This window comes from Ligilactobacillus sp. 110_WCHN, from assembly GCF_030518115.1.
Taxonomy (GTDB): domain Bacteria; phylum Bacillota; class Bacilli; order Lactobacillales; family Lactobacillaceae; genus Ligilactobacillus; species Ligilactobacillus aviarius_C.
Map to the genome: position 1 here is coordinate 37,427 of NZ_JAULLI010000010.1, position 25,394 is coordinate 62,820.

The following is a 25,394-nucleotide window of genomic DNA, read 5'->3' on the forward strand; positions in this document are numbered from 1 at the left end:
GATGACAAGAGTTGTGATTACTGGAATGGGGGCAATTACCCCTTTAGGAAATGACGTTCAAACGTTTACTGCGAACGCGTATGCCGGTAAAGTTGGAATTGGCCCGATTACCAAATTTGATGCTGAAGAAACGGGCATTACGGTTGCCGGCGAAGTTAAAGATTTTGATCCGGCTGAAAAGATTGGTAAGAAGGCCGCCAAGCGAATGGATCTGTTTTCACAATATGCGGTTGCTTCGGCAGTTGAAGCCGTTGAACAAGCCGGCTTAACGGAAGAAAATACCCGTAGCGAGGATCTGGGCGTAATTTATGGTTCCGGAATCGGTGGCTTAACAACCATTCAGGAACAAATCATTAAAATGCATGAAAAGGGACCGCAACGCGTTTCACCAATGTTTGTCCCGACGGCAATTGCGAACATGGCAGCCGGGAACATTGCGATTCGGTTCCATGCGCAAAATATTTGTACGGCAATTGTTACTGCCTGTGCAACCGGGACGAATTCGATTGGCGAAGCCTACCGGCAAATCAAAGAAGGCCGCGCACAGGCAATGATTTGCGGCGGCTCCGAAGCATCGGTCAATGAAATCGGAATTGCCGGGTTTGCCGCATTAAATGCGTTATCAAAGGAAAAGGATCCGGCAAGAGCTTCAATTCCGTTTGATAAAAAGCGGTCGGGATTTGTTTTAGGTGAAGGCGCGGGAACGCTGGTGCTTGAAAGCCTCGAACATGCTCAAAGTCACGGGGCAAAAATTTTAGGCGAAGTTGTCGGTTATGGCAGTAATTGTGATGCCTATCACATTACGGCGCCAGACCCGACCGGTCAACCAGCGGCCCGGGCAATGCAGGAAGCAATCGTTGAAGCGGGAATTACCGCTGACCAGGTTGGATACATTAATGCCCACGGAACATCGACGCATGCAAATGATGCCAGCGAATCACTTGCTATTCGCAAGGTGTTTGGCGAAAATAGTAACGTGCAAGTCAGCAGTTCAAAGTCAATGACCGGACACCTTTTGGGGGCGGCCGGTGCCATTGAAGCCGTGCTGACGGTCGATGCACTCCAACGTCAGGTTTTGCCACCAAATGTTGGTTTGACGGAACAGGACGAAGAGTGCGATATTAATGTAGTTAAAACCGCAACCCCGGATCCAACGTTAGAATATGCAATCAGCAATTCGCTTGGATTTGGCGGGCACAATGCGGTCCTTGCATTCAAAAGATGGAGTGAATGAGATTGAATTTTGATGAAATAAATAAGATTATTGATAAATTTAATCAATCCTCAGTAAGAGAATTGGAAATTAATGATGGCGAATTTCACCTTCATTTGAGTAAAAATGAAAGTTCACCGGAAGCACCAGTTCAAGCGGTTCAACAACCAGTTCAGGCAAATGAACCGGCAACCAAAGTTGAAGCTTCTTCAAAGAACCCAGTTTCAGGTTCAAATCAAATTGTTGCGCCAATGGTCGGAACGGTTTACTTGCAACCGGAACCGGGAGCAAAGCCATACGTTGAACCAGGGAAAATGGTGCATGCCGGCGATGTTGTTTGCGTGATCGAAGCAATGAAGATGCTGACGGAAGTTAAAAGCAACGTTACTGGTCAGGTGAAAAATATTTTGGTTGAAAATGAAGATTTGGTCGAATACGACCAACCATTATTTGAAATCGAGGAAAAGTAAATGGAATTGGATGTTACGGAAATTCAAAAGATTATTCCGCACCGCTATCCAATGCTGTTGATCGATAAGGTAACTGACCTTGAACCGGGGCATAAGGCAGTCGCAATTCATAACGTAACGACGCATGAAGAAATTTTTAACGGGCATTTTCCAGGAAATCCGGTAATGCCAGGTGTTCTGATCGTTGAAGCCCTTGCGCAGATCGGAGCGGTTGCCTTATTGTCAATGCCGGACTTTAAAGGAAAAACGGCGTACTTTGGCGGAATCAAAAAAGCCCGGTTCTATCAAATGGTTCGCCCAGGCGATTCGTTGCGGTTGGAAGTTGAATTGACGAAATTGCGGGAACATATTGGAAGCGGAAAAGGAATTGCGTATGTCGGCGACAAAAAAGCATGCACAGCTGAACTGACATTTATGATTGGAGAGTAGCTGATGTTTAAGAAAGTTTTAGTTGCAAATCGTGGTGAAATTGCGGTGCGCGTCATTCGAACATTAAAGGAAATGGGAATCAAGACGGTTGCAGTGTATTCGACGGCTGACCGCGAAAGTCTCCATGTTCAGATTGCTGATGAAGCTGTCTGCATTGGCGGCCCGCAACTTAAGGACTCTTATTTGAATATGAAATCGATCCTGGCGGCTGCAATCGGAACCGGGGCGGAAGCAATTCATCCCGGATTTGGTTTTTTGTCAGAAAACAGTGAATTTGCGCGGTTATGTGAAGAATGCCACGTGAAATTTATTGGCCCGCGGTCGGAAACGATTGAATTAATGGGTAATAAGGCAAATGCGCGGATGCGGATGATGCAAAGCGACGTTCCGGTAATTCCAGGAAGCAAAGGTTTTATTCAAGATACTGCTGAAGCACTTGAAATTGCGGATCGAGTTGGTTATCCGGTTTTGCTTAAAGCAGCTGCAGGCGGTGGCGGCAAAGGAATCCGGGTGGTTCAAGACCGGCAGGAAATGAAGACGGCGTTTACGCAAGCGAAGCAAGAAGCTCAGCATGCGTTTAATGATGACCGGATGTATCTGGAAAAGGTAATGCAAGATGTTAAGCACCTTGAAATTCAAATTTTTCGGGATCAAGCCGGCCATACCTTGGCATTTCCAGAACGGGATTGTTCAGTTCAACGCAATAAGCAAAAGATGATCGAAGAAAGTCCTTGCCCGATCTTAACGGAAAAAGAACGTCAAGAGTTGCAATCAATTGCAATCAAAGCAACCGATGCGCTTAACTATGTCAATACCGGAACGATCGAATGCTTAATGGATCAAGCTCATCATTTCTACTTTATGGAAATGAATACCCGAATCCAGGTTGAACACACGGTCAGTGAAATGATTACCGGGGTCGATATTGTGCGGGAACAGGTGCGGATCGCTGCCGGGTTAGAACTTGATATTACGCAAGCTAATCTGACTCCGCATGGGGTAGCACTTGAATGCCGGATTAATGCTGAAGATCCGGCCCGTGACTTTCTACCGCAATCGGGGAAGGTTGACTATCTGTACCTTCCAACCGGGAACCTTGGTGTGCGGATTGATACGGAATTGTATCCGCAATGGACGATCTCGCCGTTTTACGATTCAATGGTCGCTAAATTTGTGTCGTGGGGGCCGAACCGGCAAGAGGCAATTGCTAAAATGAAACGTGTTTTAGATGAAGCGGTTATCAAGGGTGTCCAGACGAACATTGAATTTCACCAGGCATTTCTTGAATGTGATGGTCAATTTGCTAAGGGAACGGTAACGACGGATTATCTTGAAAAGCATTTTTTGCCGGAATGGAAGAAAGGTTTAAACCATGAAACTTTACGAAAATAAATCACGAATCAGCGAGCAACATGTGAAAGCTGATCATCAAGCAATGGACCGGGTTCCGGACGGCTTGTGGATCAGGTGTCCAAAGTGTCATCAAGTATTTTTACGTGAAAAACTCGGGAAATTTCGGACATGCCCCGAATGCGGTTATGGCTTTCGAACAAGTGCCCGGAAACGGGTTAAATGGCTTGCTGATGATTTCAAAGAAATTTTGACGGATATTGAAGAATCGAATCCAATCGATTTTGAAGGCTTTGATAAAAAAATTGAACAATGCCGTGAAAAAAGCGGAATTGATGAATCAGTCCTGACGGGAATCGCAAAGATTGATCATGAAAAATGCGCGCTTGCGATTATGGATCCGGATTTCATTATGGGTTCATTAGGAAGCGTCACGGGTGAAAAGTTGACCCGGTTATTTGAAATGGCAACGCAAAAACGGTTACCGGTCGTCTTGTTTGCCCTTTCTGGCGGGGCCCGGATGCAAGAAGGAATCTACTCATTGATGCAGATGCAAAAGGTTACCCAAGCGGTAATGGAACATTCAAATGCCGGGTTGTTTTATCTGACAGTTTTGACTGATCCAACGACTGGCGGGGTGACGGCTAGTTTTGCGAACCAAAGCGATATTATTTTGGCCGAACCCAAAGCATTGATCGGCTTTGCTGGTCGGCGGGTAATTGAACAAACAATGCACCAAAAGATTGCGGATGATTTGCAGTCAGCGGAAACATTAATGAAAAACGGCTTGATCGATGACATTGTTCCGCGGAATCGGCAAAAACAGGTAATTGCAAAGTTATTGCGGTTAAACCGGACGGAGGCAGCAAATGACTAAAAAAGAACAAACAGCAGCTGAAATTGTGAAAGCTGCTCGGGATAAAAATAAAGTCAGTGCGCGAGAACTGATTGCAAATGTTTTTGATGACTTTTATGAACTGCACGGTGATCGGGTAATGGAAGACGATCCGGCATTGATTGGCGGAATTGCCTTGTTCAACGGTCAACCGGTGACGGTCATTGCAACCGATAAGGGAACGACGCCGCAAGAACGGATCGCCCGCCACTTTGGCTGTCCGACACCTGCCGGTTACCGTAAAGCCCAACGGTTAATGACTCAAGCGGCAAAGTTTAACCGCCCAGTAGTCGTGTTTGTGAACACTGCAGGGGCATATGCCGGCGTTGAAGCGGAAGAACAGGGACAAGGTTACATGATTGCCCAAAACTTGATGGTGATGAGTGAATTAAAGACGCCTCTGATCACCGTTATTACCGGTGAAGGCGGCAGCGGCGGCGCATTGGCATTAGCTGGTGGCGATGCGGTATGGATGCTTGAAAAGAGCATTTACTCCGTTATTTCGCCAGAAGCATTTGCTTCAATTCTGTGGAAGGATAGTTCCCGGGCTGATGAAGCGGCTGAAACGCTGAAAATTTCACCGGCGGAATTATTGAAACGAAACATAATCGAAGGAATTATTCCGGAAAGTGAAGACCATTCTGAAACGTGTGCGGCGGTTGCCGATGTTCTTCAAACTGAGATTCAACGGTTACAAAAATTTTCGGTTGAAGAATTACTTGCTCAGCGGCATGCACGCTTCAGAAAATTTTAATAGGGGATGATTAAGGAATGAACGGCTTGCTTGAAGGCAAAAAGATTTTAGTAATGGGCGTTGCAAACAAGCGTTCAATTGCCTGGGGATGTGCTCAGGTGATGGCGCAACAGGGAGCAACGCTTATTTTTACATACCAAAACGAACGAATGAAGAAAAGCTTGGCCAAACTGGTCAACGATGATGACCGCTTAATTGAATGCGACGTGGCGGCTGATGAAAACATCGAAAAGGCATTTACCGAAGTTCAAAAGCAGTTCGGCAAAATCGACGGCATCGTGCATGCAATTGCATACGCTGATCGAAACGAACTTCAAGGCGACGTGATGAAGACGACCCGTGAAGGATATAATTTGGCGCAGGATATTTCCGCATATTCATTAATTGCGGTTGCCCGTTATGGTCAAAAAATCCTGAATCATCCGGGCAGCATCGTAACCTTGACCTATATGGGTTCGGTGCGGGCAATTCCAAATTACAATGCAATGGGAATTGCGAAGGCGGCCCTTGAATCGGCTGTCCGGTACTTATCCCGTGACATGGGAAAGGATAATATCCGGGTGAATGCTATTTCGGCTGGCGCAATGAAGACGTTGGCAGTTACCGGGGTCGCCGACCATTCGGCTTTGTTAGCCGAATCGGAACGGCGGACGGTTGATCAGCATTCAGTAACTTTAGAAGAAATTGGCGGCGTGTGTGCCTTTTTGATGAGCGATTTAGCAACCGGTGTTGTGGGAGACGTAATTTACGCTGATAAAGGGGTTCATTTGATCTAAAAATCCCTTGTCGCAATTCTGAGTTATAGTACAATGAAAGTGTAAAATTTTGATGAAAGTGACGGGGAATGTCTTGAAAGAACGAAAAGCACTCTTTATTATATTCGGCGCAACTGGCGATTTAGCCCAACGCAAACTGTATCCGGCTTTGTTTCACCTTTACCAAAAAGGATTTTTAAAGAATAAATTCGCTGTTATCGGAACTGCCCGGCGGCCGTGGACAAATGAACGGCTCCAGGAAGTCGTTCGGAACAGCGTTGCTGATATGGAAAACAACGCCCTTGAAATCAATCAGTTTGCCAGCCATTTTTATTATCAATCACATAACGTTAATGATACTGAGCACTATATAACTTTAAAGAACTTGGCAGCTAAGTTAGATGAACGTTATCAAATCGGCGGCAACCGCATTTTTTACCTTGCGATGTCACCAACGTTCTTCGGAACGATTGCCAAGCATTTACGGTCACAAAATCTTGTGACTGAAAACGGCTATAATCGACTGGTCATCGAAAAACCATTTGGCCATGATTTAAAGAGTGCGGAAGCCTTAAACGACGATATTGCCCGTTATTTTGAAGAAAAGGATATTTTCCGAATCGACCATTATCTGGGAAAGGAAATGGCCCAAAGTATTTATGCGATCCGGTTCGCTAATCCGATTTTTAACGCGTTGTGGAACAACCGTTACATTTCGAATATTCAGATTACGCTTGGCGAAATTTTAGGCGTTGAGGAACGGGCTGGCTATTATGAACACGCTGGAGCGTTGCGGGATATGGTCCAAAATCATATTTTACAACTTGTTTCTTTACTAACGATGAACGCGCCAGTTTCGTATAAAGATACTGATATTGAACGCGAAAAAATCAGTGCATTGAAAGCATTGAAGGTTTATGAACCAGATGAAGTGCGGCAAAACTTTGTCCGGGGGCAGTACGGTGCAACTGCTGGGATGCCGGCTTACCGGGAAGAAAGTCAAGTACCGGCTGATTCAATGACCGAAACCTTTGTTGCCGGGCGGATTTTTGTAAATAACATGAACTTTGCGGGGGTTCCAATCTATATTCGGACTGGAAAGCGGATGGCTGTTAAGGGAACCCGGATCGATGTCGTCTTTAAAGACATGCCGAATAATATTTTCTCAAACGAAAAGCTTGATCCGAACGTCTTGACGATCAACGTTGAGCCGACTCCGGAAACAAGTTTACGGTTGAATGAAAAGGAAGTCAGCGAAGAAAATTATCCGGTAAGCAACGTTACGATGAAGTTTAAGCATAACTCTGCTTTACGGGCAAAGACCCCGGAAGCATATGAAAAGCTATTACTTGATGTAATTAAAGGCGATTCAACCAACTTTGTTCATTGGGATGAAGTCCGCTATTCATGGCGGTTTGTGGATGCCATTCGAAAAGCATGGAATGAATCTGATGCGGATCCAGCAATCTTTCCAAATTATGATTGCGGTTCAATGGGGCCGCGCGAAGCGGATGAATTGCTGATTCGCGATGGAAATTATTGGGAATTTAATCCGTTAAGGTAAAAATAGGATGTGACGATGGTCACATCCTATTTTTATTCATTTCTTGATTTCGAACATACATTCGTTTAAAATATTAGCGAAACTTTGAAGGTGAGGTGGAAGAGCGTGGCAAAGCAGCGGAAAATCGTGCATGTTGATATGGATGCGTTTTATGCGTCGGTTGAGATGCGGGACCACCCTGAACTCCGGACCAAACCGCTTGTGATTTCACGTAATCCACAGCACACCGGTGGCCGGGGCGTTGTCGCAACGGCGAATTACATTGCTCGTTCTTATGGAATCCATTCGGCAATGAGCGCTCAAGAAGCGTTGAAGCGGTGTCCGCAAGCTTACTTTAAGAAGCCGAATTTTCCAAAGTACAAGCGCGTTTCGCATCAAATCCATGCGATTTTTCACGAATATACTGATAAGATCGAGCCGGTGGCTTTTGATGAAGCCTACTTGGATGTGACTGAAAATAAGCCAGGAATTGAATCAGCAGTGGCCCTTGCCCATCGAATTCAGCAGGAAATTTATGATCAGTTGCATTTGACGTGTTCGACGGGTGTTTCGTATAACAAGTTTTTAGCAAAGCTTGCGTCGGATTACCACAAGCCGGTTGGAATGACGATCATCAACCCGGAAGATGCGCTTGATTTCCTTTTTCCGTTACCGATTGAGAAGTTTCGCGGCATTGGAAAGAAAACGGCACCCAAAATGCGGGAATTAGGAATCAACATTGGTGAAGATCTCTATCACTGGAAAGAGATCGATTTAATTTCAAAATTCGGTAAGATGGGTCACATTTTGTATCAGCGGGTTCGCGGAATCGATGACCGGCCGGTTGAATGGCAACGGGAACGAAAATCAGTTGGTAGTCAGCGAACGTTTGACCAGCCGTTAAATTCAATCGAACAGGTCGATGAACAGTTGAAGCTGACGGCTGAACGGTTAGTCGCTGAGTTAAAACGCCAGCAAAAACACGGCAAAACGATCGTGATCAAGGTCCGGGACAGTCATTTTGAAACGGTCACGAAACGGCTGACATTTGATGATTATCTTGATAATCAGGTGGAAAACTTTGCGTATTACGGCCGGCAGCTCTTTGATGAGATTCAAGATAACCCAATTGATGTCCGGTTATTGGGATTAACAATCACCAACCTTGATCCACTAGAGTTTGAAAACATCCGGCTGGACCTTTGAAAAAGCCGGGACTTATTTGTATACTTGATAATTGGAGATTAATTGAAAGAGGTCAGAAAATGACAATCGAACAACAAATTATTGAAAAAATTAAAGAATATGACAAAATTATCATTCATCGTCACACCGATCCGGATCCGGACGCATTCGGTTCTCAAGGTGGTTTGGCAGAAGTAATTCGGAATAGTTTTCCAGAAAAGACCGTTTACCAAGCAGGTGAAAATGACGGCAGTTTAACGTGGATCACAACCGAAGATGAATTGACTGACGACATGTTCAAGGGCGCTTTAGTGATCGCAATCGACACTGCTAACCGGCCACGGGTTGACGATCAACGCTATGATCAAGGCGATTATCTGATTAAAATTGATCACCACCCGGATGATGACCACTATGGTGATATCAGCTTGATCAACACCGGGGCATCAAGTTGTTCTGAAATGGTCGTTGATTTAGTTAACAAGTCAGAAGGCCAATTAGTGTTGAATCAAAAGGCTGCGCGGATGTTATATGCCGGGATCGCAGGCGATACTGGTCGCTTTATGTATGACAACACCACAGCCCACACATTGCGCGTAACGGCCCAATTATTTGAATTTGATATCAACGCTTCTGAAATGAACCGTAAAATGGATGATATCAGTCAAGGAGTTGCCAAACTGTCAGCATATGTTTGGGACAACATGGTCATGACCGAACATAATGCAGCATACATTGTGTTGAAGCATGATTTGGTTAAGAGTTTCGATCTTGGAGCTCAAGGAACAGCCCCAATCGTTTCTGTGATCGGTAAAATCGATAAGGTCGTTTGCTGGACACTCTTTGTTGAAGGCGAAGACGGCAAGTATCGCTTGAATATTCGTTCAAAGGGTCCGGTAATTAACGAACTTGCTAAGGAATACGGCGGTGGCGGCCACCCATTAGCAAGTGGAGCCATGATGGACACCTTGACCGATGATCAATTGAAAGAATACGTTGCGAAGTTAGATCAAATTGCCGCAACATACACAGGAGAAAAGAATGACTAAAGAATTTAAGGATTTTGATTTTAAACCCTTTATTAACAAGGCATTGAAGGCGATGGGTTTCCGGAAACCAACACCGGTTCAGGAACGCTTGATTCCAACGATCCTGAAAGGCAAAAGTGTCGTTGGTCAATCCCAAACCGGAAGCGGGAAGACGCACACGTTCCTTTTGCCAATTTTCCAAAAAGTTGATCCGAATGGTCCCGCCCAAGCGGTCATCACAACGCCGAGTCGGGAACTGGCATATCAGATTTATGAAGCGGTAAAGCAAATTGCAAAGTTCGCGCCAGAACCGATTATCGTTCACAATTACGTTGGCGGAACGGATAAACAACGGCAAATTGAAAAGTTGAGCCATAATCAGCCGCAAATCGTGATTGGGACTCCCGGTCGGATTTTGGATTTGATCCGGGCTCAAGCACTTGATGTTCACGAAGTTCAGCAATTTGTTGTTGATGAAGCGGATATGACGTTGGATATGGGATTCTTGGATGACACGGATGCAATCGCATCATCACTGCCGCAAGATTTGCAGATGATGGTCTTTTCAGCTACGATTCCTGAAAAGTTGCAACCATTCCTTCACAAATACATGGAAAATCCAGTCGTTGAAGTTGTTAAGAACCAAACAATCATCAGCGATACGATCGATAACTGGTTGATTTCAACGAAGGGCCGTGACCGGAATCAAATCATTTACAAGTTGCTGACAATGGGGGAACCATACTTAGCATTGGTCTTCACCAACACGAAGGAACGCGCCGATGAACTGACAGATTACTTACGGTCACAAGGATTAAAGGTTGCGAAGATCCATGGCGGGTTGCAACCGCGGGAACGGAAGCGGATCATGAAGGCCGTTCAGAACCTTGAATATCAGTACGTGGTAGCAACCGATTTGGCAGCGCGGGGAATTGATATTCAAGGCGTTTCCCATGTTATCAATGATGATTTGCCAACCGATCTTGAATTCTTTGTTCACCGGGTTGGCCGGACAGGCCGGAATGGGATGAGCGGAACGGCCATTACGCTTTATGAACCGAATGATGAAAGCAAGATCGAAGAACTTGAAAAGATGGGTATCAAGTTTGAACCGAAAGCCATTCGGAATGGCGAAATCGTTGATTCATATGATCGGAACCGGCGGAAGAAGCGGAAGAAGATCCATGAAAAGATGGATCCGCAACTGCAAGGAATGGTCAATAAACAAAAGAAAAAACACAAACCAGGGTATAAGAAGAAAATTCAGCGCGCAATCAAGCGTGATCAACAACAAAAACGGCGGATCGCCCAACGGCAAGCGCGGCGTAAAGCACGCAAGTCACGGTAACGGATTGACAAACGCTTAATTTTTAAATATACTTTTGGAAGATTAGGATATGTTGTTTTACGGATTCTTTTCAGCGAGGGTTTGGGTGGTGCGAAAGCCTAAGAATTGTAAAATGATGCTCCCTATGATGACATTGAAATTAATAAACTTAAAGAGGTTACGATAAAGTATCGTTGCAAGCAGGGTGGTACCGCGCATGTGCGTCCCTGCAGGCAATGGTACTTTTTGTATATTGGAAAGGGAAAAATATGAAAGAATTATCAAGTGCCGAAGTGCGGCAAATGTATTTGGATTTCTTTAAATCAAAGGGCCACGATGTTTTAAAGAGTGCGCCATTGATCCCCCAAGATGACCCGACATTGTTATGGATCAACTCTGGGGTTGCAACGATGAAGAAGTATTTTGACGGAACGGTTGTCCCGAAAAACCGGCGGATGACAAGTTCGCAAAAGTCAATTCGAACAAACGATATTGAAAACGTGGGTCACACTGCGCGCCACCATACATTATTTGAAATGCTCGGAAACTTCTCAGTTGGGGACTATTTCCGAAATGAAGTTATTCCGTGGGCATGGGAATTGTTGACCAGTCCAGAATGGTTCGGAATGGATCCTGAAAAACTTTACATTACGGTTTATCCAAAAGATAAGGAATCAAAGAAAGTGTGGATGAAGGCCGGCGTTGCTGAAGATCACATTTACCAAGTCGAAGACAACTTCTGGGATATTGGGGAAGGTCCATGTGGTCCGGACTCAGAAATTTTCTACGATCGCGGCCAAGAATTCAACAACGTTGCTGAAGATGATCCTGAAAATTATCCGGGTGGTGAAAACGAACGCTACCTTGAAATCTGGAACATTGTCTTCTCAGAATACAACCACAAGCCAGATGGCACATACGAACCGCTTCCGCATAAAAACATTGATACGGGGATGGGCCTTGAACGGGTTGTTTCCGTTTTCCAACATGCGAAGACCAACTTTGAAACTGACTTGTTTATGCCGATCATTGATGCAACGGCGCAAATGTCAGCTGGCAAGCAATACGGCGATAACGCCGACAACGACGTTTCATTCAAGGTCATTGCGGACCACGCGCGGGCAATTACATTTGCCATTGGGGATGGTGCATTGCCATCAAACGAAGGCCGCGGCTATGTTATCCGCCGGTTGATTCGGCGCGCTGAACTCCACGGGCAAAAGTTAGGCATTGACGGCGCATTCTTGTACAAGTTAGTGCCAGTTGTTGGGGACATCATGAAGTCTGCTTATCCGGAAGTCTTGGAACAAGCTGAATTTATTCAAAAAGTTATCAAGATGGAAGAAGAACGGTTCAACAACACTTTGAAGGACGGAATGCAATTGCTTGACCAAGTGATCGCTGATGCCAAGGAAAACAAGCAAGATAAGATCGACGGTAAGACCGCTTTCAAGTTGTACGATACTTACGGTTTCCCATTGGAATTAACGGTTGAATATGCGAATGATGCCGGATTAGGTGTTAACGAAGACGAATTCCAAAGCGAAATGGATGCTCAAAAGGAACGTGCCCGGAATGCCCGGAGCAACGAAAAATCAATGGGTGTTCAAAACGGCTTGTTGACCGACATTAAGACTCCAAGTGAATACGTTGGTTACGAAAAACTTGATGCTCAAGGGGTATTAAAGGACATTATTGTTGATAACCAATTAGTTGATGAGGTTGCAGACGGCGAAGCCAAGATGATCTTCTCAGTTACTCCATTCTATGCTGAAATGGGAGGTCAAGTTGCTGACCAAGGGGTTATCAAGGACGAAAACGGCGAAGTTGTTGCGGAAGTTGAAGATGTTCAACATGCGCCCAACGGTCAAAACATGCACACCGTTAAGGTTTTGAAGAAGATGACCAAGGAACACGAATATGAATTGGTTGTTAACAAGAAGTTCCATGATAAAGTGCGGAAGAACCATACCGCAACTCACTTGCTTGACCAAGCATTACGGGATGTTTTAGGCGAACACACGCATCAAGCTGGTTCATTGGTTGAACCAACATACTTGCGGTTTGACTTCACGAACTTAGGCTCAGTTACCGCTGAAGACCTTGATAAGGTTGAACGGATCGTAAACGAAAAGATTTGGGATGCTTTACCAGTCGAAACCGTTGAAACTGATATTGAATCAGCTAAGAAGATGGGCGCAATTGCCTTGTTCAGTGAAAAGTACGGCGACGTTGTCCGGGTCGTTAAGATCGGCGATTACTCAATGGAGTTCTGCGGTGGAAACCATGCCGATAATACCAGTGAACTTGGGTTGTTCAAGATCGTTTCTGAATCAGGTGTCGGTGCTGGCGTTCGCCGGATCGAAGCCGTAACTTCAAAGGAAGCATACGAATTCTTGCAACAACGGAATAACATCTTAAACGAATCAGCCGCTAAGTTAAAGGTTGCTCAAGTTAAGGATGTTCCAAGTAAGATCGATCAAACGCTTGCTCAAATCAAGGAACTTGAACAACAAAAGCAAGCCTTAGAAGATAAGTTTGCCAGCCAACAAGCTGCCGACGTCTTCAAGAACGTGCAAACGATCAATGGCAAGACCTTGATTGCTTCGCAAGTCAACGTTTCAGGCATGAATCAATTAAGGCAATTGGCTGACCAATGGAAAGCTAAGGATCTTTCAGATGTTCTTGTTCTTGGAACGGCAACTGAAGATGGCAAAGTCAACTTGATCGTTGCCATGAGCGATGCTGCAATGAAAGACGGTTTAAAGGCCGGCGACTTGATCAAAGAAATCGCCCCATTAGTTGGTGGTGGCGGTGGTGGCCGGCCAAACCTTGCCCAAGCCGGTGGAAAGAAGCCAGCTGGAATGCAAGATGCATTGAAGGCCGCTGCTGAATGGTTAGCAAAGAAATAAAAGCTGAATAGAAAAATGAAGACTCACGCTAGCATAACGCTAACATGAGTCTTTTTTAATATCGAAAACAGTCAACTTCGTGATCATCGACCATGCCAATCGCCTGAATTAACGATTGAATCGTCACTGGACCGGTGAACTGGAAGCCGTCCTTTTTCATTTGCTTGCTGATTTTGATTGAGAGTTCCGTTTTGGCGGGGATTTCACGATAGCTTTGGCAATGATGCTTAATCGTTTTAAAATCAGTAAATTGCCATAGATATTCATTTAGTGACTTAGAAAGTTTGAGAACAATTTTGGCATTGTTGATCGTCGCCTCGATTTTCTTGCGGTTGCGGATAATTGCAGCGTTTTGCAAGAGCGTTTCAACTTTGTCATCAGAATACTGACTGATTTTGGCGACATCAAAATCATCGAATGCGGCTTTAAAAGCGGGGCGCTTTTTCAAAATTGTATTCCAGCTTAACCCAGCCTGAAAGATCTCAAGGGTTAGAAGTTCAAATAATTTTTGATCATCATGACATGGGACTCCCCATTCATGATCATGATATTCCTGTGCAAGCTGATTTTGGGTTGCCCACTGACAACGTGGTTTATCTGCCAAAGTTAAAGACCTCCGGGAAAAATAATGATTGGCTTCATTATAGTGGAATTATCCTAATATGTAAATCTAATAGTTAATTAAGAACGATATAACTGATTATGAATTTTATAGTTTAAAAATATATTAATTTTAAAGCCAATATATGCTAAAATAATACGTGTTTAATCACTAATATTTTTTGAGGAGAAATGTTATGAAGAATGTTTATTTTAATCATGATGGCAACGTTGACGATTTAACCTCGCTTTTACTTTTGTTGCAAGTTCCTGACATTCGGCTGATTGGGGTTGGAGTAACGGATGCCGATTGCTTCGTCGAACCGGCTGCTGAAGCATCACGGAAGATGATTGATCGGTTCAACACGCATCATCAAAATGTTGAAGTGGCCCTTTCAAATTCGCGGCCAAAGCACCCATTCCCGAAAGAATGGCGGTTAAGTTCATACGCATTTAATTCTTTTCCGATTTTAAATGAAAAGGGAACGATCAAAACACCGCAAGCTGCAAAGCCAGCTCATTTGGATATGATCGACAAAATTATGGCGCAGGACGAAAAGACAACGCTGATCATGACCGGCCCGTTATCTGACTTGGCCCGCGCACTGGAAATCGAACCGCGAATCCAGGATAAGATCGAAAAGTTGTACTGGATGGGCGGCTGTCTTGATGGTCACGGCAATGTTCTTGAGCCTAGTTACGATGGCACGGCTGAATGGAATGCCTTTTGGGATCCAGAAGCGGTTAAAACGGTTTGGGATTCATCGTTGGATATTCAAATGGTTGGCTTGGAAAGCACTGAAGAATTACCATTGAACGTTCAATTACGTGATCACTGGGCAAGTTTGCGGAAATATCCAGCAATGGATTTGATTGGACAAGGATATGCGTTAGTGCTCAACTATGAAGCCAATTCAGTTTACTATCTCTGGGACGTTTTAACCACGATTTCGAGTCTGTATCCTGAAACAATTGAAACGAAGAAGGTCAAAAGCGATGTAATGGTTGGCGGACCAGCTGACGGGCGGACTTATCCAACCGACGATGGCCGCGAAATTACGTTGGTAACGAAAGCTCATGAAAATCGTTTCTATGAAATCATGGACCAATTAGCAGAATCAGCAAAATTTGAATAATTAAGTGAATAGACGAAAGTCCTGAACTGGCTCTTAAACGCCAATTCAGGACTTTTTATTATAAAATTCTCATAAATTAAATGACCCAATCGAACTTAATGTTTCGATAAAATGCTGATGATTTGGCAATTAATTTAAAATCCATCCTTGACAGATTAAAATATTATCATTAAAATTAAGATATTTTAATTATTAACTAATTAAAAATTAATCATAAGAGGGATGGTTTTATGGATTCTCAGTCGAGAAAGATTACATATGGCAGTTTGGTTTTGATGATTTTTTCAGCAATTTTTGGGTTTAGTAATTCGATGACTGCCTTTTATCAAATGGGATATTCAAGTATTATTTGGTACATTGTTGCCGCCGTGGCGTTTTTCTTGCCGTCAGCGCTAATGTTTGCTGAATACGGAGCAACGTTTAAGGAAGCCAAGGGGGGAATCTATTCATGGTTAAAGGGTTCAACCAATGAAAAGTTTGCTTTTATTGGAACTTTTATTTGGCTTGCTGCTTGGGTTGTTTGGTTGGTATCATCAACGCAGTTCTTCATCGTGGCAGTTTCAACGGCATTGTTTGGCTCAGACAAAACTCAAACATGGGGCTTTGGTCCGTTTAACTCGAACCAGGTTGTCGGAATTTTGGGTGTCCTTTTTATTTTGTTAGTTACATTCTTAGCCAGCCGGGGAATTGATAAAATTGCGAAGGTCGCTACATTCGGTGGAATCTTTGCTTTTGGAATTACGCTGTTATTCAGTTTGTTCAGTATCGTGGTTTTGATTGCTCATCATGGAGTTTTAGCTCAAGGAATTACGGGAATTAAAAGTTTTACAACGTCGCCGAACAGTAATTTTCAGTCGCCAATTGCTATTATTTCGTTCTTAGTATATGCAATTTTTGCCTATGGCGGCCTGGAAACAACGTCCGGGGTGATTGATTCGGTTGATAAGCCAGAAAGGACGTATCCAAAGGCTTTGATCACGGTAATGATCTTGATGACGTTGTTCTACCTGATTTTGATTACAATGTGTGGGATTTCAACCAACTGGCATTCGGTTTTAGGAAAGAGCTCAGTTGACTTGGCCAACTGCGAATATGTTTTGATCAATAATCTGGGGATCGAAGTTGGAAAGGCCTTTGGATTATCTGGAACAGCAGCACTTGGAATTGGAAAACTTTTCTCCCACATCACTGCATTGTCAGACGTTCTTACGGGATTAGGGGCCGTCTTTGTGATGATTTACTCACCAGTTAAGTCATTTGTATTGGGAAGCGATTCACGCCTGTTGCCAAAGAAAATCACGAAACTGAACGATAAGGGAATGCCCGCCAACGCAATGTGGTTACAAGCCCTTGTGGTCAGCTTGATCATGCTATTTGTAGCATTCGGTGGGAAAGCGGCAACTCAGTTCTATACGATTTTAACGGACATGATGAACGTTTCATCTTCAGCTCCTTATCTGTTTTTGATTGCTGCCTTCCCGTTCTTTAAACAAAAGCAAAATCTTGACCGGCCGTTTGTCTTCTACAAGAATAAAAAGGTAGTTTGGACAGTTACAAGCATTGTGTGGCTTGTTGTTGCTGCTGGAATTGTCTTCACTTGTGTTGAGCCGATTTTAAGTCACGATTATATGACCGCTTTCTGGACAGCATTCGGCCCAATTTTCTTTGGGGTTGTCGGCTGGATTTTGTATAAGCGGTCAGAAGCGAAGTTGGATTAATGGATGAGAAGTAACATAATACTGAATTGAGAAGCGATGTTTGGTCGCTTCTTTTTTCATCTTTATTAATAAAGGATAATAAAAAAGGTGTGTCCCGCAAGATCACACCGCAATTAGATTATATTCATATCTTAATTATTGATTTATAAGTTGTCAATAGATAATCTTTGAAGAAAATTAATAATAAACTGTATGTAATACAAATTATTGCATATGTATTACTAATTATATATAATTTAAAAAGGAGGGATATAGAATGTTAAAAACGATAAGTGTACGTGTAGATGATCAGTTAAAAGAAGAAAGTGCTAAAATGTTATCTGACATTGGGATGAGTACTTCACAATTCGTTAAAATGGCATTAAAACAACTTGTTAGACAAGGCAAATTACCATTTAATCAGGAATCTTACGAAGCAAATGTGGATTTTAATGATGAAACTGCGCAATCTTACATCGATGCAATTAAACATAAAGATACTAAGACTTTTACAGATTTTGATAGTCTGGAAAAGGAGCTTAATAAATAGTGAAAGTAACCTATACGAGAATTTTTAAGAAAAATTTCAAAAGGATAAAAAGGGATAAAAAGTGGAATTTTATTTTTGAAGATGAAATTAATTTAAATGGTATTAAAGCTACAAGATGGGAATATGTATTGAAATATTGTTTTTTTGAGGATAATACTATTCCACGATATTTTAATAATCATCAAATTCATATCACTAGTGACACCAAAAAAATGCTGGCTAAGAGATTAGGTGTATCATCAAGAAATATTAGTTGCCTTGAACTTCATTTGAATGGCCAAAACGGAAATTGTTTGTTAGTTTATTCTAAAAGCGATAGTGAAATAATATTAATTAATATTGGCACGCATAATCAAGTATTTAAAAGTCTTTGAAAAGTCGGACATGCTCAATGTTATATGTTAGTTTGAGAAATAAAAGCCGTGTTTATCACGGTTATTTTATTGTAAAAAAGCTGGTGCATGAAGAACTCCTAGTCATTCATTCAAATCATTCTTCAAATCATCAGCATACTGATTAGTTTGATTAAAACAAATCTTAACCAATGTTATTTTTTTTCCTCTGAAATCAAATTAAAGGAAGCGCACACAGAACTATCGTTTTAAGTCTAGCATGTAGAAATAAAAATATTTTGCTAGGGGACAAGTATTACGAATGATAATTAAAAAGGCAACCGAGTATAAATAAAACACGCCTAGAAAATTCTAAGCGTGTTTTTTACTAAGATTGTTAAGTGCATTAATATGCATTATTTGTTTTTATCTTTTAATAAAAGTTCTCTTTTTTGCACAGCTAATTTTTGTAATGTAAACAACTTTCTTAGTTCATCTCTAGAATCATCCCATAGGCCACTTGAAATATATAATGTATAATTTCTTTTGATGAATAATAATAAATGTGATATAGGATTTTTAAACACATATATAGCGATTGTTATATAAAAAGTATTAACTAACTTATTTAGAATAGGTTGGCTTTGGTTTAAATAAATGAAAAATACAAGAATAAATAAAATCACTACAGATAAGATGAACTCAAATAATATAACATCAGAAATCAAATATCTGATCAATTTAATTGTATTATTAATATTTGATAACTCTGTTTCTTTTTTTATGTTTTTCTCAGTTTGATTTTCAAATAGATTTTCCCTATCTATGTCATTTTCAAGTTGAAAGTTTTCAATTTGAAAATGAACATACCAGAAAGATACAATCAAAAAAATAAATGCAACGCCTAAAATTAAACTAAATAATTTCATTAACAACCCCTTCTCACGTTAATAAATAGTGATTTTGTGATGAATTTTAAATAATAAAATTGTATCATCTCAATGGTTTGTATTTTAATATAACAGTTACAAATTATCGAGAATTTTTTTAATGTTTATTCATACAGCAATATAAAAACTGTCTGTAACGTTAAAATATGGCGTTGGATGCATTCAAAAAAGCTAACAAATAACATTAATGATATAAATTTGTATAATGCAATTTTATTCGCGATTGCTATGTTTTTGTGCACCCTTTTAATACTATTTGATAGGAATTGGTATATATAACAGATCATTAAAATGAGGTTATTCGTTGATATATCAAGGCTTGTTTAGACTCTATGAAGTTATGACAGGTTCTGAAAAATTTTGGTATTCAAAAATGTATTCTGTGCGAGCGGAAGTTCCATTGCGCGCTTTCCTTGTTTGTAAATGTAAGGCGGGGATATTTGAGTAAAATAAAAAACGTGTCGCTAAATCATAGCTAGAAATCTTAAAACTGTTAAATATGTAAATTAATTATATTATTTAATCCTTGAAATTATAAGAACGAGCAAACGTATTTTTAGGGCCTCTTTGATGCCTTTTAGTATCAAAATGATAAAAATAAAAAAGCCATAAACTCAACGTTTATAGCCTTTAAACCGTGTATATATCACTGTAAGTTGGGTATACTGGGATATTATGTGATTTTTATTAATTGCTTATATTCCAGTATTCTTATGCGATTTAACCATTAAATTATTAAAGTGGCTAGGTAATTGGCTAGGTTTAATAATCAATATAATTTGTTAATTGATCGACTACTTTTCTTTCTTGCTGTTCACTAATATGTGTATAAATCTGCATAGTGGTAGCAAGGTCAGAATGACCAAGTCGTTTTTGTGCCTCTTTAACGTTTACGCCGCTTGCGTATAACAAACTAGCATGTGTGTGTCTCAATCCGTGAACGGTTATTTTTTTCAGATTATTTTCTTGAATAATATCGTTCAACCACTCTCCGGGAGAGTATAATGAAAGAAAAGAATTAACCTTATTTGCAAAAATAAGTTGTTTATCGTTTGACTTTAAACCAACATTCAGGAAATTATACCATTTTGCTTGCTGTTCTTTCCATTTTGAAAGAGTGGCAAGTGTTTTTTTATCTAAAGGAATAATTCTTTCCCCAGCTCTTGTTTTAGGTGGCTGTACAATTTTTTTACCGCGCATACCTTGAGTTAGGGTTTTGCTGATGTTTAAGGTTGAATTTTTAAAATCAACATCGGACCATACAAGAGCTAAACTTTCACCTTTACGAATACCAGTAAAAGCTAATAAGCGAAAATAAGTATACATTTCAGGCTGTTTAACCTTATCAATACAATCAAAGAATTTAATTAATTCCTCTTTAGTCCAGTAATTACTTGGTTTATTAAAGGAATCCGAACTGCGTGGTAAGGTTAATTCTGCACACGGATTTTTCTTTATATATTCTTGTTTCTTTGCAAAATCAAAAATCTTTTTTAAATAAAAGAACCATCGTCTATATGTTTTAAATCCACTTTCATACCATTTTAGTAATATTTTTTGGCAGTATTGCGGTGTAATCTTTTGGATAAATTGATCTTCAAATTCAGGTAAAATCCGTTTGTTAAAAATATACTGAGTGGTTGAGAATGTTGATTCTCTCACAGTTGAACGATAAACAGGTAGCCATTCTTCATAAAGCTGTTTAAAGGTAACATTGGTTATTTTTTCAATTTTACCTTTATTATTAAATTCAACTTTCAATCTTGAATAAGTGATTTGTGCTTCACTTTTGGTTTTAAATCCACGTCTACGAGTAACTTTATCTTTACCAGTTAATGGATCCTTTCCTAAATATGTTTGAAACTGATAGCGAGTTTCGCCTTTTTTAGTTTTATATTTTTTAAATTGTACCATTTTTTCCTCCGTAATTTTCGCACAGGGTCAAGGGCATTATTTACGGTTGGAAAAGTGGACGACATCGTCCAATTTGAAAGTAATAATAGTATAAAAACGACGACGATGTCGCATTTTATTTTTTGTCACTTGATATAGAATCAATTAAATCATCACTGAGTTTTTTTAGTTCAGAAATGACTTGTGTTTTTTTGTCCTTATCATAACTATTTGTTGCTAGATTATTAATAATGGCAGTTGCAAAATAAATTTTATTAATTAAATCGTCATTATTGTTATCTACATTATTCAAGAAGTTAGCAAAATTAACTACGATTTGCAATTCTAATATATCTAGATTAGCTATTTTATTATTTAATTTATCATACCATTCATGTTCTTCTTTTTTTATTGCATTTTGTCCTTGTCGTATACTCTCAGCAACTACCGATTTTGTATAATCATCATTTGGCTTTTCTTTAATTAATTTTTCAAATTTTGCAATAGGAACATTTTTATTTTCATATCCCTGTAATTCAGGAACTGAAACATCAAAGAAGTTTGCCAATTGAATTAATTTATCCATTTTAGGTTTTCTATCACCACGCTCATATTTTGCTAAAGAGTCGGGCGAAATATTAATGCCTTTTTCCTTCAAAGCATTAGACAATTCCTTCAATGTAAGTCCTTTATTTAATCTAAGTTCTTTTAATTTGCTTTTCATATTTATTCCTCCAAAAGTATTATAACAAAAAATCAAAGATAATAATACAAAAGTATTGACAATACAAATGTATTATTATATTCTTTAATTGTTGATTAAGAATACAAAAGTATTTAAGGAGATGAAACGTTATGCAACAACAAAATCAATGGCTTACATACAAGCAAGCGATGGAATACTTACAAATCAAAAGCTACACAACTTTATATAAGTTTATTGCTAACGGTTTGAAAGTAACAGAAATTGGAAAAGTTAAGCGCATTTCAACAACAGCGCTTGATGAATTCATGAACGCACACACAATTTAAAACAACACGCACAGGGTCAAGAGTAGTGTTTAGGTTAGAAAGGAACTAAAGAATGGATAAATACAAAATTGAAGAAGCAACAGCATATAACAAAGCATTAATTACATTACTAGATGATTGTATTGAACACTTAAGAACATCATCTGAAAAAATGATTGGTTATGAATATAACAGATTAAGTGAAAGTTTTGATTATATTGTGGGACAGCTTAATTCAAATAATCAAAAAATCGCTGAAAGTATTAAGGAGGACTAATGATGAATTACAAACGTTTATCAGATGTATTAAGAAGTACAGCAAACTTAATTGAAGATTTTGGTTCAGCTTTAGATTTTGATGATATTGAAACTGATATTTCAAAAGAAGATTTATTGGTTTTACTTGATATGGCTGATGATATTGAAGAAAAAATGTTAGATGTTGCTCAAGAATGTGGAGCAGTTGTTATTGTACAGGGAGGTGAATAACGTGAAACAGCAGTTATTGAATGATTTAGCAGAGTTGTACGATACAACGCCTGACGATGAATTACTTATTCCTTTTGGAATTCTTACCATTGTTGTAATTGTTAGCATTTTAGGCTGGTACGGTATCACAGGCGTGGCAATCATTGAACTATATCGCTTTATCAGAAATTGGTGGAAAAAAAACCGTGGACAGTACCACGGAGAACAAATAACACATATAAAACTTTAACAGGGTAATTATAGCAGAAATAACAAAATTTGATAAGGGGGGGTAAAATGCAACCTCTAACAGATTATGCGGTTGCGTATTTTAAAAAAGGTATGACGGTTATTCCAATTAATCCTAATAATAAAAGACCAATGATTAAGTTTTCAACAGAACCTTTAGATTCAGAAAAGAAAGTTAGAGGATATTGGAATACACATCCTTACGCAAATATCGCATTACAAACTAAAAATTTTTTTGTAATTGATGTTGATAGACACGAAGGCGGAAAAGACGGTGTAGAGAGCATAAAGGCTTTAAACCATGATGAATGGTTTGAAAATACGCTAGTTCAGAAAACACTGCATAATGGTTATCAGTATTTTTTCCTTAAATCAGATGACTTTAATATTTCACAACATATTAACTTTTTAAATGGTGTGGATATTAAGGCACACAAAAATAATTATGTAGTAGTCGCACCAAGCAAATTTAATGGTAAGGCTTATCAATGGTTAAACCATAAAGCAATTACTAAACCATGCTCAGAATTAATGAGTTTTATTCGAGAAAAAGCAAAAGAAACTGATAAATCGAATGGCTTTAACTTTGATGTTAAATATAGAAGAAATTCAGTAACAGCATTTAGCAGATATGCGCCGATGTTTGTACACGGTTTAGGTGATAAAGGCTCACGAAACGATAATTTGCATAAATTAGTGTCTTACATGGTTGGATATGGCCAAGTTAAACCAACAGACGCTTACGAATTAGCAAAAATGGCCAATAGTGCAACCAAAATTCCATTGAGCGATAAGGAACTTGACGCAACATTTAAAAGTTGCTTAGGAAAGGAGGGACTGATTTAATGGATCAAGCCACTTTGCTTAAAGCTACTAAGAAACAAGAGGAAAAAAGTAAAAGAAGCATAATTGGTTGGATTAGAACAGAAAGAGGAAACATTAAAGCTTCATCACCAACTAATGTTGCGCTATTTATTCAAAGTCAATCTTGTTTTGATGGTGCGTTTAGACTAAATGAATTTACTGGTTTAATTGAAGTAACAAAATCAATTCAAAAAAATGGCATGCAGGTAAAGAAAGGAATATTAGATGATTCTGCTTCTACTGAAATTAGAATGTATGCTGAAAGAGTAATGAATATTACTTTTACTAGGGACGCCACAGATGACGGAATACAAAAAGTGGCAAGAGATCATTCATACAATCCGATTTTAGATTATATGAATGAAGCATATGATGAGTGGGATAAGCATTCACGATTGCAACATGTATTTCATGATTTTTTAGGTGTTGAAGAGAATGAAACGACAGATTTAATAACACGATTATTTTTTGTTGGTGGAGTTGCTAAAGTGTATAATCCTAAGACTAAATTTGATTTCTGTTTGGATTTGGTAGGAAGTCAGGGTACTGGAAAGACAGTCTTTTTACAAAGAATAGCACCACTTGGTTATTATACTGACCAATTCACTAATTTTAGTGATAAAGATGATATTGCAAGAATGGCAAGAAATTTTATTGTGAATGATGATGAGATGGTTGCCACAGATAAATGTAGTTTTGAAGAGTTGAAGAAATTTATTTCACTAACAGAATTCTCTTTTAGACCACCATATAATCGCCACGATATTTGGAAAGATAAGGGCTTTATTATGGCACGGACGACTAATAACCTTTATTACTTGAAGGATAAAACTGGAGATCGTAGATTTTTGCCAGTTCGTTGCCATCGAAACCATAGCAAGAATGTTTTTGATGACTTGACAAATGAATATGTTAAGCAACTTTGGGGTGAAGCAGTAAATTTATATAAATCTAAGACTGTTGATATTTCAGCACATGGTAAGGAAGAAAATAAGTTGCTTAATAAGCAAAGAGAGCAATTTAAATATACTGATTTCTTTGATGACGCAGTGTCTGATGTTGTTGAAAATGATTTAATTAATAAAAATTTTATTTCAAATGAAGAATTATATAAGAAGACAACGGGAAAAGCTTTTTATGATTCTAGAGATAAAAAAGTAACTAATAAAATCAGTGATGTTATGGTAAATGATTATGGCTGGAAAAAGGCAAGAAAATATATAAATGGTAAACAAGTTCGTGGGTTTACTAGACAGTAAAGACAGTATAAGACAGTAAAATTTCACTTACTGTCTAGTAGATAATCGTTGTCATATCAAGACTTTATGGTGATTACTAGACAATAAGACAATATATTCAATATAAAAAGTATAAATAACGCAAAAAGTATATAAATGCGTTATTTGTATATATTACAGAAAAATCACTGTCTTACTGTCTAGAAAAGTGTTGAAAGTGTTGTTAAATCAACGATAAACGACTAGACAAAGAAATGTTTTAAGTGTCTTTTTATTTACTTACTGTCTAGTTACAGAAAGGACGATAAGTATGATTCAAGTAAAAGAATTTTCAAATACGCTTAGATATGATTCTACCAATCAAGAATGGCACGGACGAAGCTTAGAAAAGGCAATTAATGAATTTTTGAAAAACAATCCAGATATTAAGTTAATTGATATTAAATATAGTCAAGCAACTGACGGTTATTCAGAAGATATTTATTCAACATCGTGTGCATTGGTTATTTATGAGAAATAGAAAGGAATATGAAAAATGAAACAAT

Annotated in this window: 27 protein-coding genes; 23 read left to right on the top strand and 4 right to left on the bottom strand. The window is 39.5% G+C overall.

Features of this window, described 5'->3' with window-relative positions:
* Position 1 precedes the first annotated feature (1 nt).
* The 12 genes from fabF (at position 2) to alaS (ending at position 13,861) form a co-directional block, all read left to right on the top strand.
* Positions 2 to 1,234 (top strand): beta-ketoacyl-ACP synthase II, encoded by a 1,233-nt coding sequence (gene fabF / locus Q3C15_RS04915; protein ID WP_302704470.1) that lies wholly within the window; start codon positions 2 to 4, stop codon positions 1,232 to 1,234.
* Positions 1,235 to 1,236: 2 nt separating this feature from the next.
* Entirely contained in the window at positions 1,237 to 1,683 is a 447-nt protein-coding gene (accB, locus tag Q3C15_RS04920; protein ID WP_302704472.1) for an acetyl-CoA carboxylase biotin carboxyl carrier protein, read from the top strand.
* A complete protein-coding gene (gene fabZ / locus Q3C15_RS04925; protein ID WP_302704473.1) occupies positions 1,684 to 2,112 on the top strand; it encodes a 3-hydroxyacyl-ACP dehydratase FabZ in 429 nt (142 codons plus the stop codon).
* 3 nt (positions 2,113 to 2,115) lie between these two features.
* Positions 2,116 to 3,504 carry an acetyl-CoA carboxylase biotin carboxylase subunit gene (accC, locus tag Q3C15_RS04930; protein WP_302704476.1) on the top strand — a complete coding sequence of 463 codons (1,389 nt, stop codon included), beginning with the start codon at positions 2,116 to 2,118 and terminating at the stop codon, positions 3,502 to 3,504.
* A complete protein-coding gene (locus tag Q3C15_RS04935) occupies positions 3,485 to 4,339 on the top strand; it encodes an acetyl-CoA carboxylase carboxyltransferase subunit beta (protein WP_302704481.1) in 855 nt (284 codons plus the stop codon). The genes accC and Q3C15_RS04935 overlap by 20 nt, the downstream gene beginning before the upstream one ends.
* Positions 4,332 to 5,111, top strand: coding sequence for a carboxyltransferase subunit alpha (accA, locus tag Q3C15_RS04940; RefSeq protein ID WP_302704482.1), 780 nt, complete (start codon positions 4,332 to 4,334; stop codon positions 5,109 to 5,111). Before Q3C15_RS04935 ends, accA begins: the two co-directional genes overlap by 8 nt.
* Before the next feature lie 17 nt (positions 5,112 to 5,128).
* Positions 5,129 to 5,887: an enoyl-ACP reductase FabI gene (fabI, locus tag Q3C15_RS04945; RefSeq protein WP_204778935.1), complete on the top strand. Its 759-nt coding sequence runs from the start codon at positions 5,129 to 5,131 to the stop codon at positions 5,885 to 5,887.
* Between the two features lie 52 nt (positions 5,888 to 5,939).
* The gene (gene zwf, locus Q3C15_RS04950) at positions 5,940 to 7,430 is read left to right on the top strand and encodes a glucose-6-phosphate dehydrogenase (RefSeq protein WP_283601408.1); all 1,491 of its coding nucleotides are present in this window, start codon (positions 5,940 to 5,942) and stop codon (positions 7,428 to 7,430) included.
* A 105-nt stretch (positions 7,431 to 7,535) separates the two neighbouring features.
* Positions 7,536 to 8,615 (top strand): DNA polymerase IV, encoded by a 1,080-nt coding sequence (gene dinB / locus Q3C15_RS04955; protein WP_302704485.1) that lies wholly within the window; start codon positions 7,536 to 7,538, stop codon positions 8,613 to 8,615.
* Between the two features lie 59 nt (positions 8,616 to 8,674).
* Positions 8,675 to 9,643, top strand: coding sequence for a bifunctional oligoribonuclease/PAP phosphatase NrnA (locus Q3C15_RS04960; protein WP_064208105.1), 969 nt, complete (start codon positions 8,675 to 8,677; stop codon positions 9,641 to 9,643).
* A complete protein-coding gene (locus Q3C15_RS04965; RefSeq protein ID WP_302704487.1) occupies positions 9,636 to 10,970 on the top strand; it encodes a DEAD/DEAH box helicase in 1,335 nt (444 codons plus the stop codon). The genes Q3C15_RS04960 and Q3C15_RS04965 overlap by 8 nt, the downstream gene beginning before the upstream one ends.
* Before the next feature lie 248 nt (positions 10,971 to 11,218).
* Positions 11,219 to 13,861, top strand: a complete 2,643-nt coding sequence (gene alaS, locus Q3C15_RS04970) for an alanine--tRNA ligase (RefSeq protein WP_283573503.1) — start codon at positions 11,219 to 11,221, stop codon at positions 13,859 to 13,861.
* Between the two features lie 55 nt (positions 13,862 to 13,916).
* On the opposite strand, the gene Q3C15_RS04975 is transcribed toward alaS, so the two are convergent.
* Positions 13,917 to 14,465, bottom strand: a complete 549-nt coding sequence (locus Q3C15_RS04975; RefSeq protein ID WP_302704489.1) for a DNA-3-methyladenine glycosylase I — start codon at positions 14,463 to 14,465, stop codon at positions 13,917 to 13,919.
* A 193-nt stretch (positions 14,466 to 14,658) separates the two neighbouring features.
* Between Q3C15_RS04975 and Q3C15_RS04980 the strand changes: the two genes are divergently transcribed.
* The 4 genes from Q3C15_RS04980 (at position 14,659) to Q3C15_RS04995 (ending at position 18,218) form a co-directional block, all read left to right on the top strand.
* Positions 14,659 to 15,597: a nucleoside hydrolase gene (locus tag Q3C15_RS04980; RefSeq protein WP_302704490.1), complete on the top strand. Its 939-nt coding sequence runs from the start codon at positions 14,659 to 14,661 to the stop codon at positions 15,595 to 15,597.
* 230 nt (positions 15,598 to 15,827) lie between these two features.
* Positions 15,828 to 17,315 carry a glutamate/gamma-aminobutyrate family transporter YjeM gene (gene yjeM, locus Q3C15_RS04985; RefSeq protein WP_302704492.1) on the top strand — a complete coding sequence of 496 codons (1,488 nt, stop codon included), beginning with the start codon at positions 15,828 to 15,830 and terminating at the stop codon, positions 17,313 to 17,315.
* 256 nt (positions 17,316 to 17,571) lie between these two features.
* On the top strand, positions 17,572 to 17,844 hold the full coding sequence (locus tag Q3C15_RS04990) for a type II toxin-antitoxin system RelB/DinJ family antitoxin (protein WP_064215350.1): 273 nt from the start codon (positions 17,572 to 17,574) through the stop codon (positions 17,842 to 17,844).
* Positions 17,844 to 18,218 (top strand): replication associated protein, encoded by a 375-nt coding sequence (locus Q3C15_RS04995; RefSeq protein WP_302704494.1) that lies wholly within the window; start codon positions 17,844 to 17,846, stop codon positions 18,216 to 18,218. The genes Q3C15_RS04990 and Q3C15_RS04995 overlap by 1 nt, the downstream gene beginning before the upstream one ends.
* Positions 18,219 to 18,592: 374 nt before the next feature.
* Here Q3C15_RS04995 and Q3C15_RS05000 read toward each other — a convergent pair whose 3' ends face one another.
* The 3 genes from Q3C15_RS05000 to Q3C15_RS05010 form a co-directional block, all read right to left on the bottom strand.
* Positions 18,593 to 19,105: a hypothetical protein gene (locus tag Q3C15_RS05000; RefSeq protein WP_302704500.1), complete on the bottom strand. Its 513-nt coding sequence runs from the start codon at positions 19,103 to 19,105 to the stop codon at positions 18,593 to 18,595.
* Positions 19,106 to 19,888: 783 nt separating this feature from the next.
* Positions 19,889 to 21,040, bottom strand: a complete 1,152-nt coding sequence (locus tag Q3C15_RS05005; protein WP_302704507.1) for a tyrosine-type recombinase/integrase — start codon at positions 21,038 to 21,040, stop codon at positions 19,889 to 19,891.
* A 115-nt stretch (positions 21,041 to 21,155) separates the two neighbouring features.
* A complete protein-coding gene (locus Q3C15_RS05010; RefSeq protein WP_302704509.1) occupies positions 21,156 to 21,743 on the bottom strand; it encodes a helix-turn-helix domain-containing protein in 588 nt (195 codons plus the stop codon).
* Between the two features lie 131 nt (positions 21,744 to 21,874).
* Between Q3C15_RS05010 and Q3C15_RS05015 the strand changes: the two genes are divergently transcribed.
* The 7 genes from Q3C15_RS05015 to Q3C15_RS05045 all read left to right on the top strand — a co-directional run bounded on the left by Q3C15_RS05015 (position 21,875) and on the right by Q3C15_RS05045 (position 25,369).
* Complete coding sequence (locus Q3C15_RS05015; RefSeq protein ID WP_302704511.1) at positions 21,875 to 22,051, top strand: helix-turn-helix domain-containing protein; 177 nt, start codon at positions 21,875 to 21,877, stop codon at positions 22,049 to 22,051.
* Positions 22,052 to 22,103: 52 nt separating this feature from the next.
* A complete protein-coding gene (locus Q3C15_RS05020; RefSeq protein WP_302704513.1) occupies positions 22,104 to 22,307 on the top strand; it encodes a hypothetical protein in 204 nt (67 codons plus the stop codon).
* Positions 22,307 to 22,519, top strand: a complete 213-nt coding sequence (locus tag Q3C15_RS05025) for a hypothetical protein (protein WP_302704515.1) — start codon at positions 22,307 to 22,309, stop codon at positions 22,517 to 22,519. The genes Q3C15_RS05020 and Q3C15_RS05025 overlap by 1 nt, the downstream gene beginning before the upstream one ends.
* Position 22,520: 1 nt before the next feature.
* Positions 22,521 to 22,748, top strand: coding sequence for a hypothetical protein (locus tag Q3C15_RS05030; protein ID WP_302704517.1), 228 nt, complete (start codon positions 22,521 to 22,523; stop codon positions 22,746 to 22,748).
* A gap of 47 nt (positions 22,749 to 22,795) precedes the next feature.
* Positions 22,796 to 23,593, top strand: coding sequence for a bifunctional DNA primase/polymerase (locus tag Q3C15_RS05035; RefSeq protein WP_302704519.1), 798 nt, complete (start codon positions 22,796 to 22,798; stop codon positions 23,591 to 23,593).
* Entirely contained in the window at positions 23,593 to 24,870 is a 1,278-nt protein-coding gene (locus tag Q3C15_RS05040) for a virulence-associated E family protein (protein WP_302704520.1), read from the top strand. The genes Q3C15_RS05035 and Q3C15_RS05040 overlap by 1 nt, the downstream gene beginning before the upstream one ends.
* 289 nt (positions 24,871 to 25,159) lie before the next feature.
* Positions 25,160 to 25,369, top strand: coding sequence for a sporulation protein Cse60 (locus tag Q3C15_RS05045; RefSeq protein WP_302704522.1), 210 nt, complete (start codon positions 25,160 to 25,162; stop codon positions 25,367 to 25,369).
* Positions 25,370 to 25,394: the final 25 nt, after the last annotated feature.

Coding starts and splice junctions, on each gene's coding strand:
- fabF (WP_302704470.1), top strand. CDS start 2: ATGACAAGAGTTGTGATTACTGGAATGGGGGCAATTACCCCTTTAGGA.
- fabZ (WP_302704473.1), top strand. CDS start 1,684: ATGGAATTGGATGTTACGGAAATTCAAAAGATTATTCCGCACCGCTAT.
- accC (WP_302704476.1), top strand. CDS start 2,116: ATGTTTAAGAAAGTTTTAGTTGCAAATCGTGGTGAAATTGCGGTGCGC.
- Q3C15_RS04935 (WP_302704481.1), top strand. CDS start 3,485: ATGAAACTTTACGAAAATAAATCACGAATCAGCGAGCAACATGTGAAA.
- accA (WP_302704482.1), top strand. CDS start 4,332: ATGACTAAAAAAGAACAAACAGCAGCTGAAATTGTGAAAGCTGCTCGG.
- fabI (WP_204778935.1), top strand. CDS start 5,129: ATGAACGGCTTGCTTGAAGGCAAAAAGATTTTAGTAATGGGCGTTGCA.
- zwf (WP_283601408.1), top strand. CDS start 5,940: ATGAAAGTGACGGGGAATGTCTTGAAAGAACGAAAAGCACTCTTTATT.
- Q3C15_RS04960 (WP_064208105.1), top strand. CDS start 8,675: ATGACAATCGAACAACAAATTATTGAAAAAATTAAAGAATATGACAAA.
- Q3C15_RS04965 (WP_302704487.1), top strand. CDS start 9,636: ATGACTAAAGAATTTAAGGATTTTGATTTTAAACCCTTTATTAACAAG.
- alaS (WP_283573503.1), top strand. CDS start 11,219: ATGAAAGAATTATCAAGTGCCGAAGTGCGGCAAATGTATTTGGATTTC.
- Q3C15_RS04980 (WP_302704490.1), top strand. CDS start 14,659: ATGAAGAATGTTTATTTTAATCATGATGGCAACGTTGACGATTTAACC.
- yjeM (WP_302704492.1), top strand. CDS start 15,828: ATGGATTCTCAGTCGAGAAAGATTACATATGGCAGTTTGGTTTTGATG.
- Q3C15_RS04990 (WP_064215350.1), top strand. CDS start 17,572: ATGTTAAAAACGATAAGTGTACGTGTAGATGATCAGTTAAAAGAAGAA.
- Q3C15_RS05000 (WP_302704500.1), bottom strand. CDS start 19,105: ATGAAATTATTTAGTTTAATTTTAGGCGTTGCATTTATTTTTTTGATT.
- Q3C15_RS05005 (WP_302704507.1), bottom strand. CDS start 21,040: ATGGTACAATTTAAAAAATATAAAACTAAAAAAGGCGAAACTCGCTAT.
- Q3C15_RS05010 (WP_302704509.1), bottom strand. CDS start 21,743: ATGAAAAGCAAATTAAAAGAACTTAGATTAAATAAAGGACTTACATTG.
- Q3C15_RS05015 (WP_302704511.1), top strand. CDS start 21,875: ATGCAACAACAAAATCAATGGCTTACATACAAGCAAGCGATGGAATAC.
- Q3C15_RS05020 (WP_302704513.1), top strand. CDS start 22,104: ATGGATAAATACAAAATTGAAGAAGCAACAGCATATAACAAAGCATTA.
- Q3C15_RS05025 (WP_302704515.1), top strand. CDS start 22,307: ATGATGAATTACAAACGTTTATCAGATGTATTAAGAAGTACAGCAAAC.
- Q3C15_RS05035 (WP_302704519.1), top strand. CDS start 22,796: ATGCAACCTCTAACAGATTATGCGGTTGCGTATTTTAAAAAAGGTATG.
- Q3C15_RS05040 (WP_302704520.1), top strand. CDS start 23,593: ATGGATCAAGCCACTTTGCTTAAAGCTACTAAGAAACAAGAGGAAAAA.
- Q3C15_RS05045 (WP_302704522.1), top strand. CDS start 25,160: ATGATTCAAGTAAAAGAATTTTCAAATACGCTTAGATATGATTCTACC.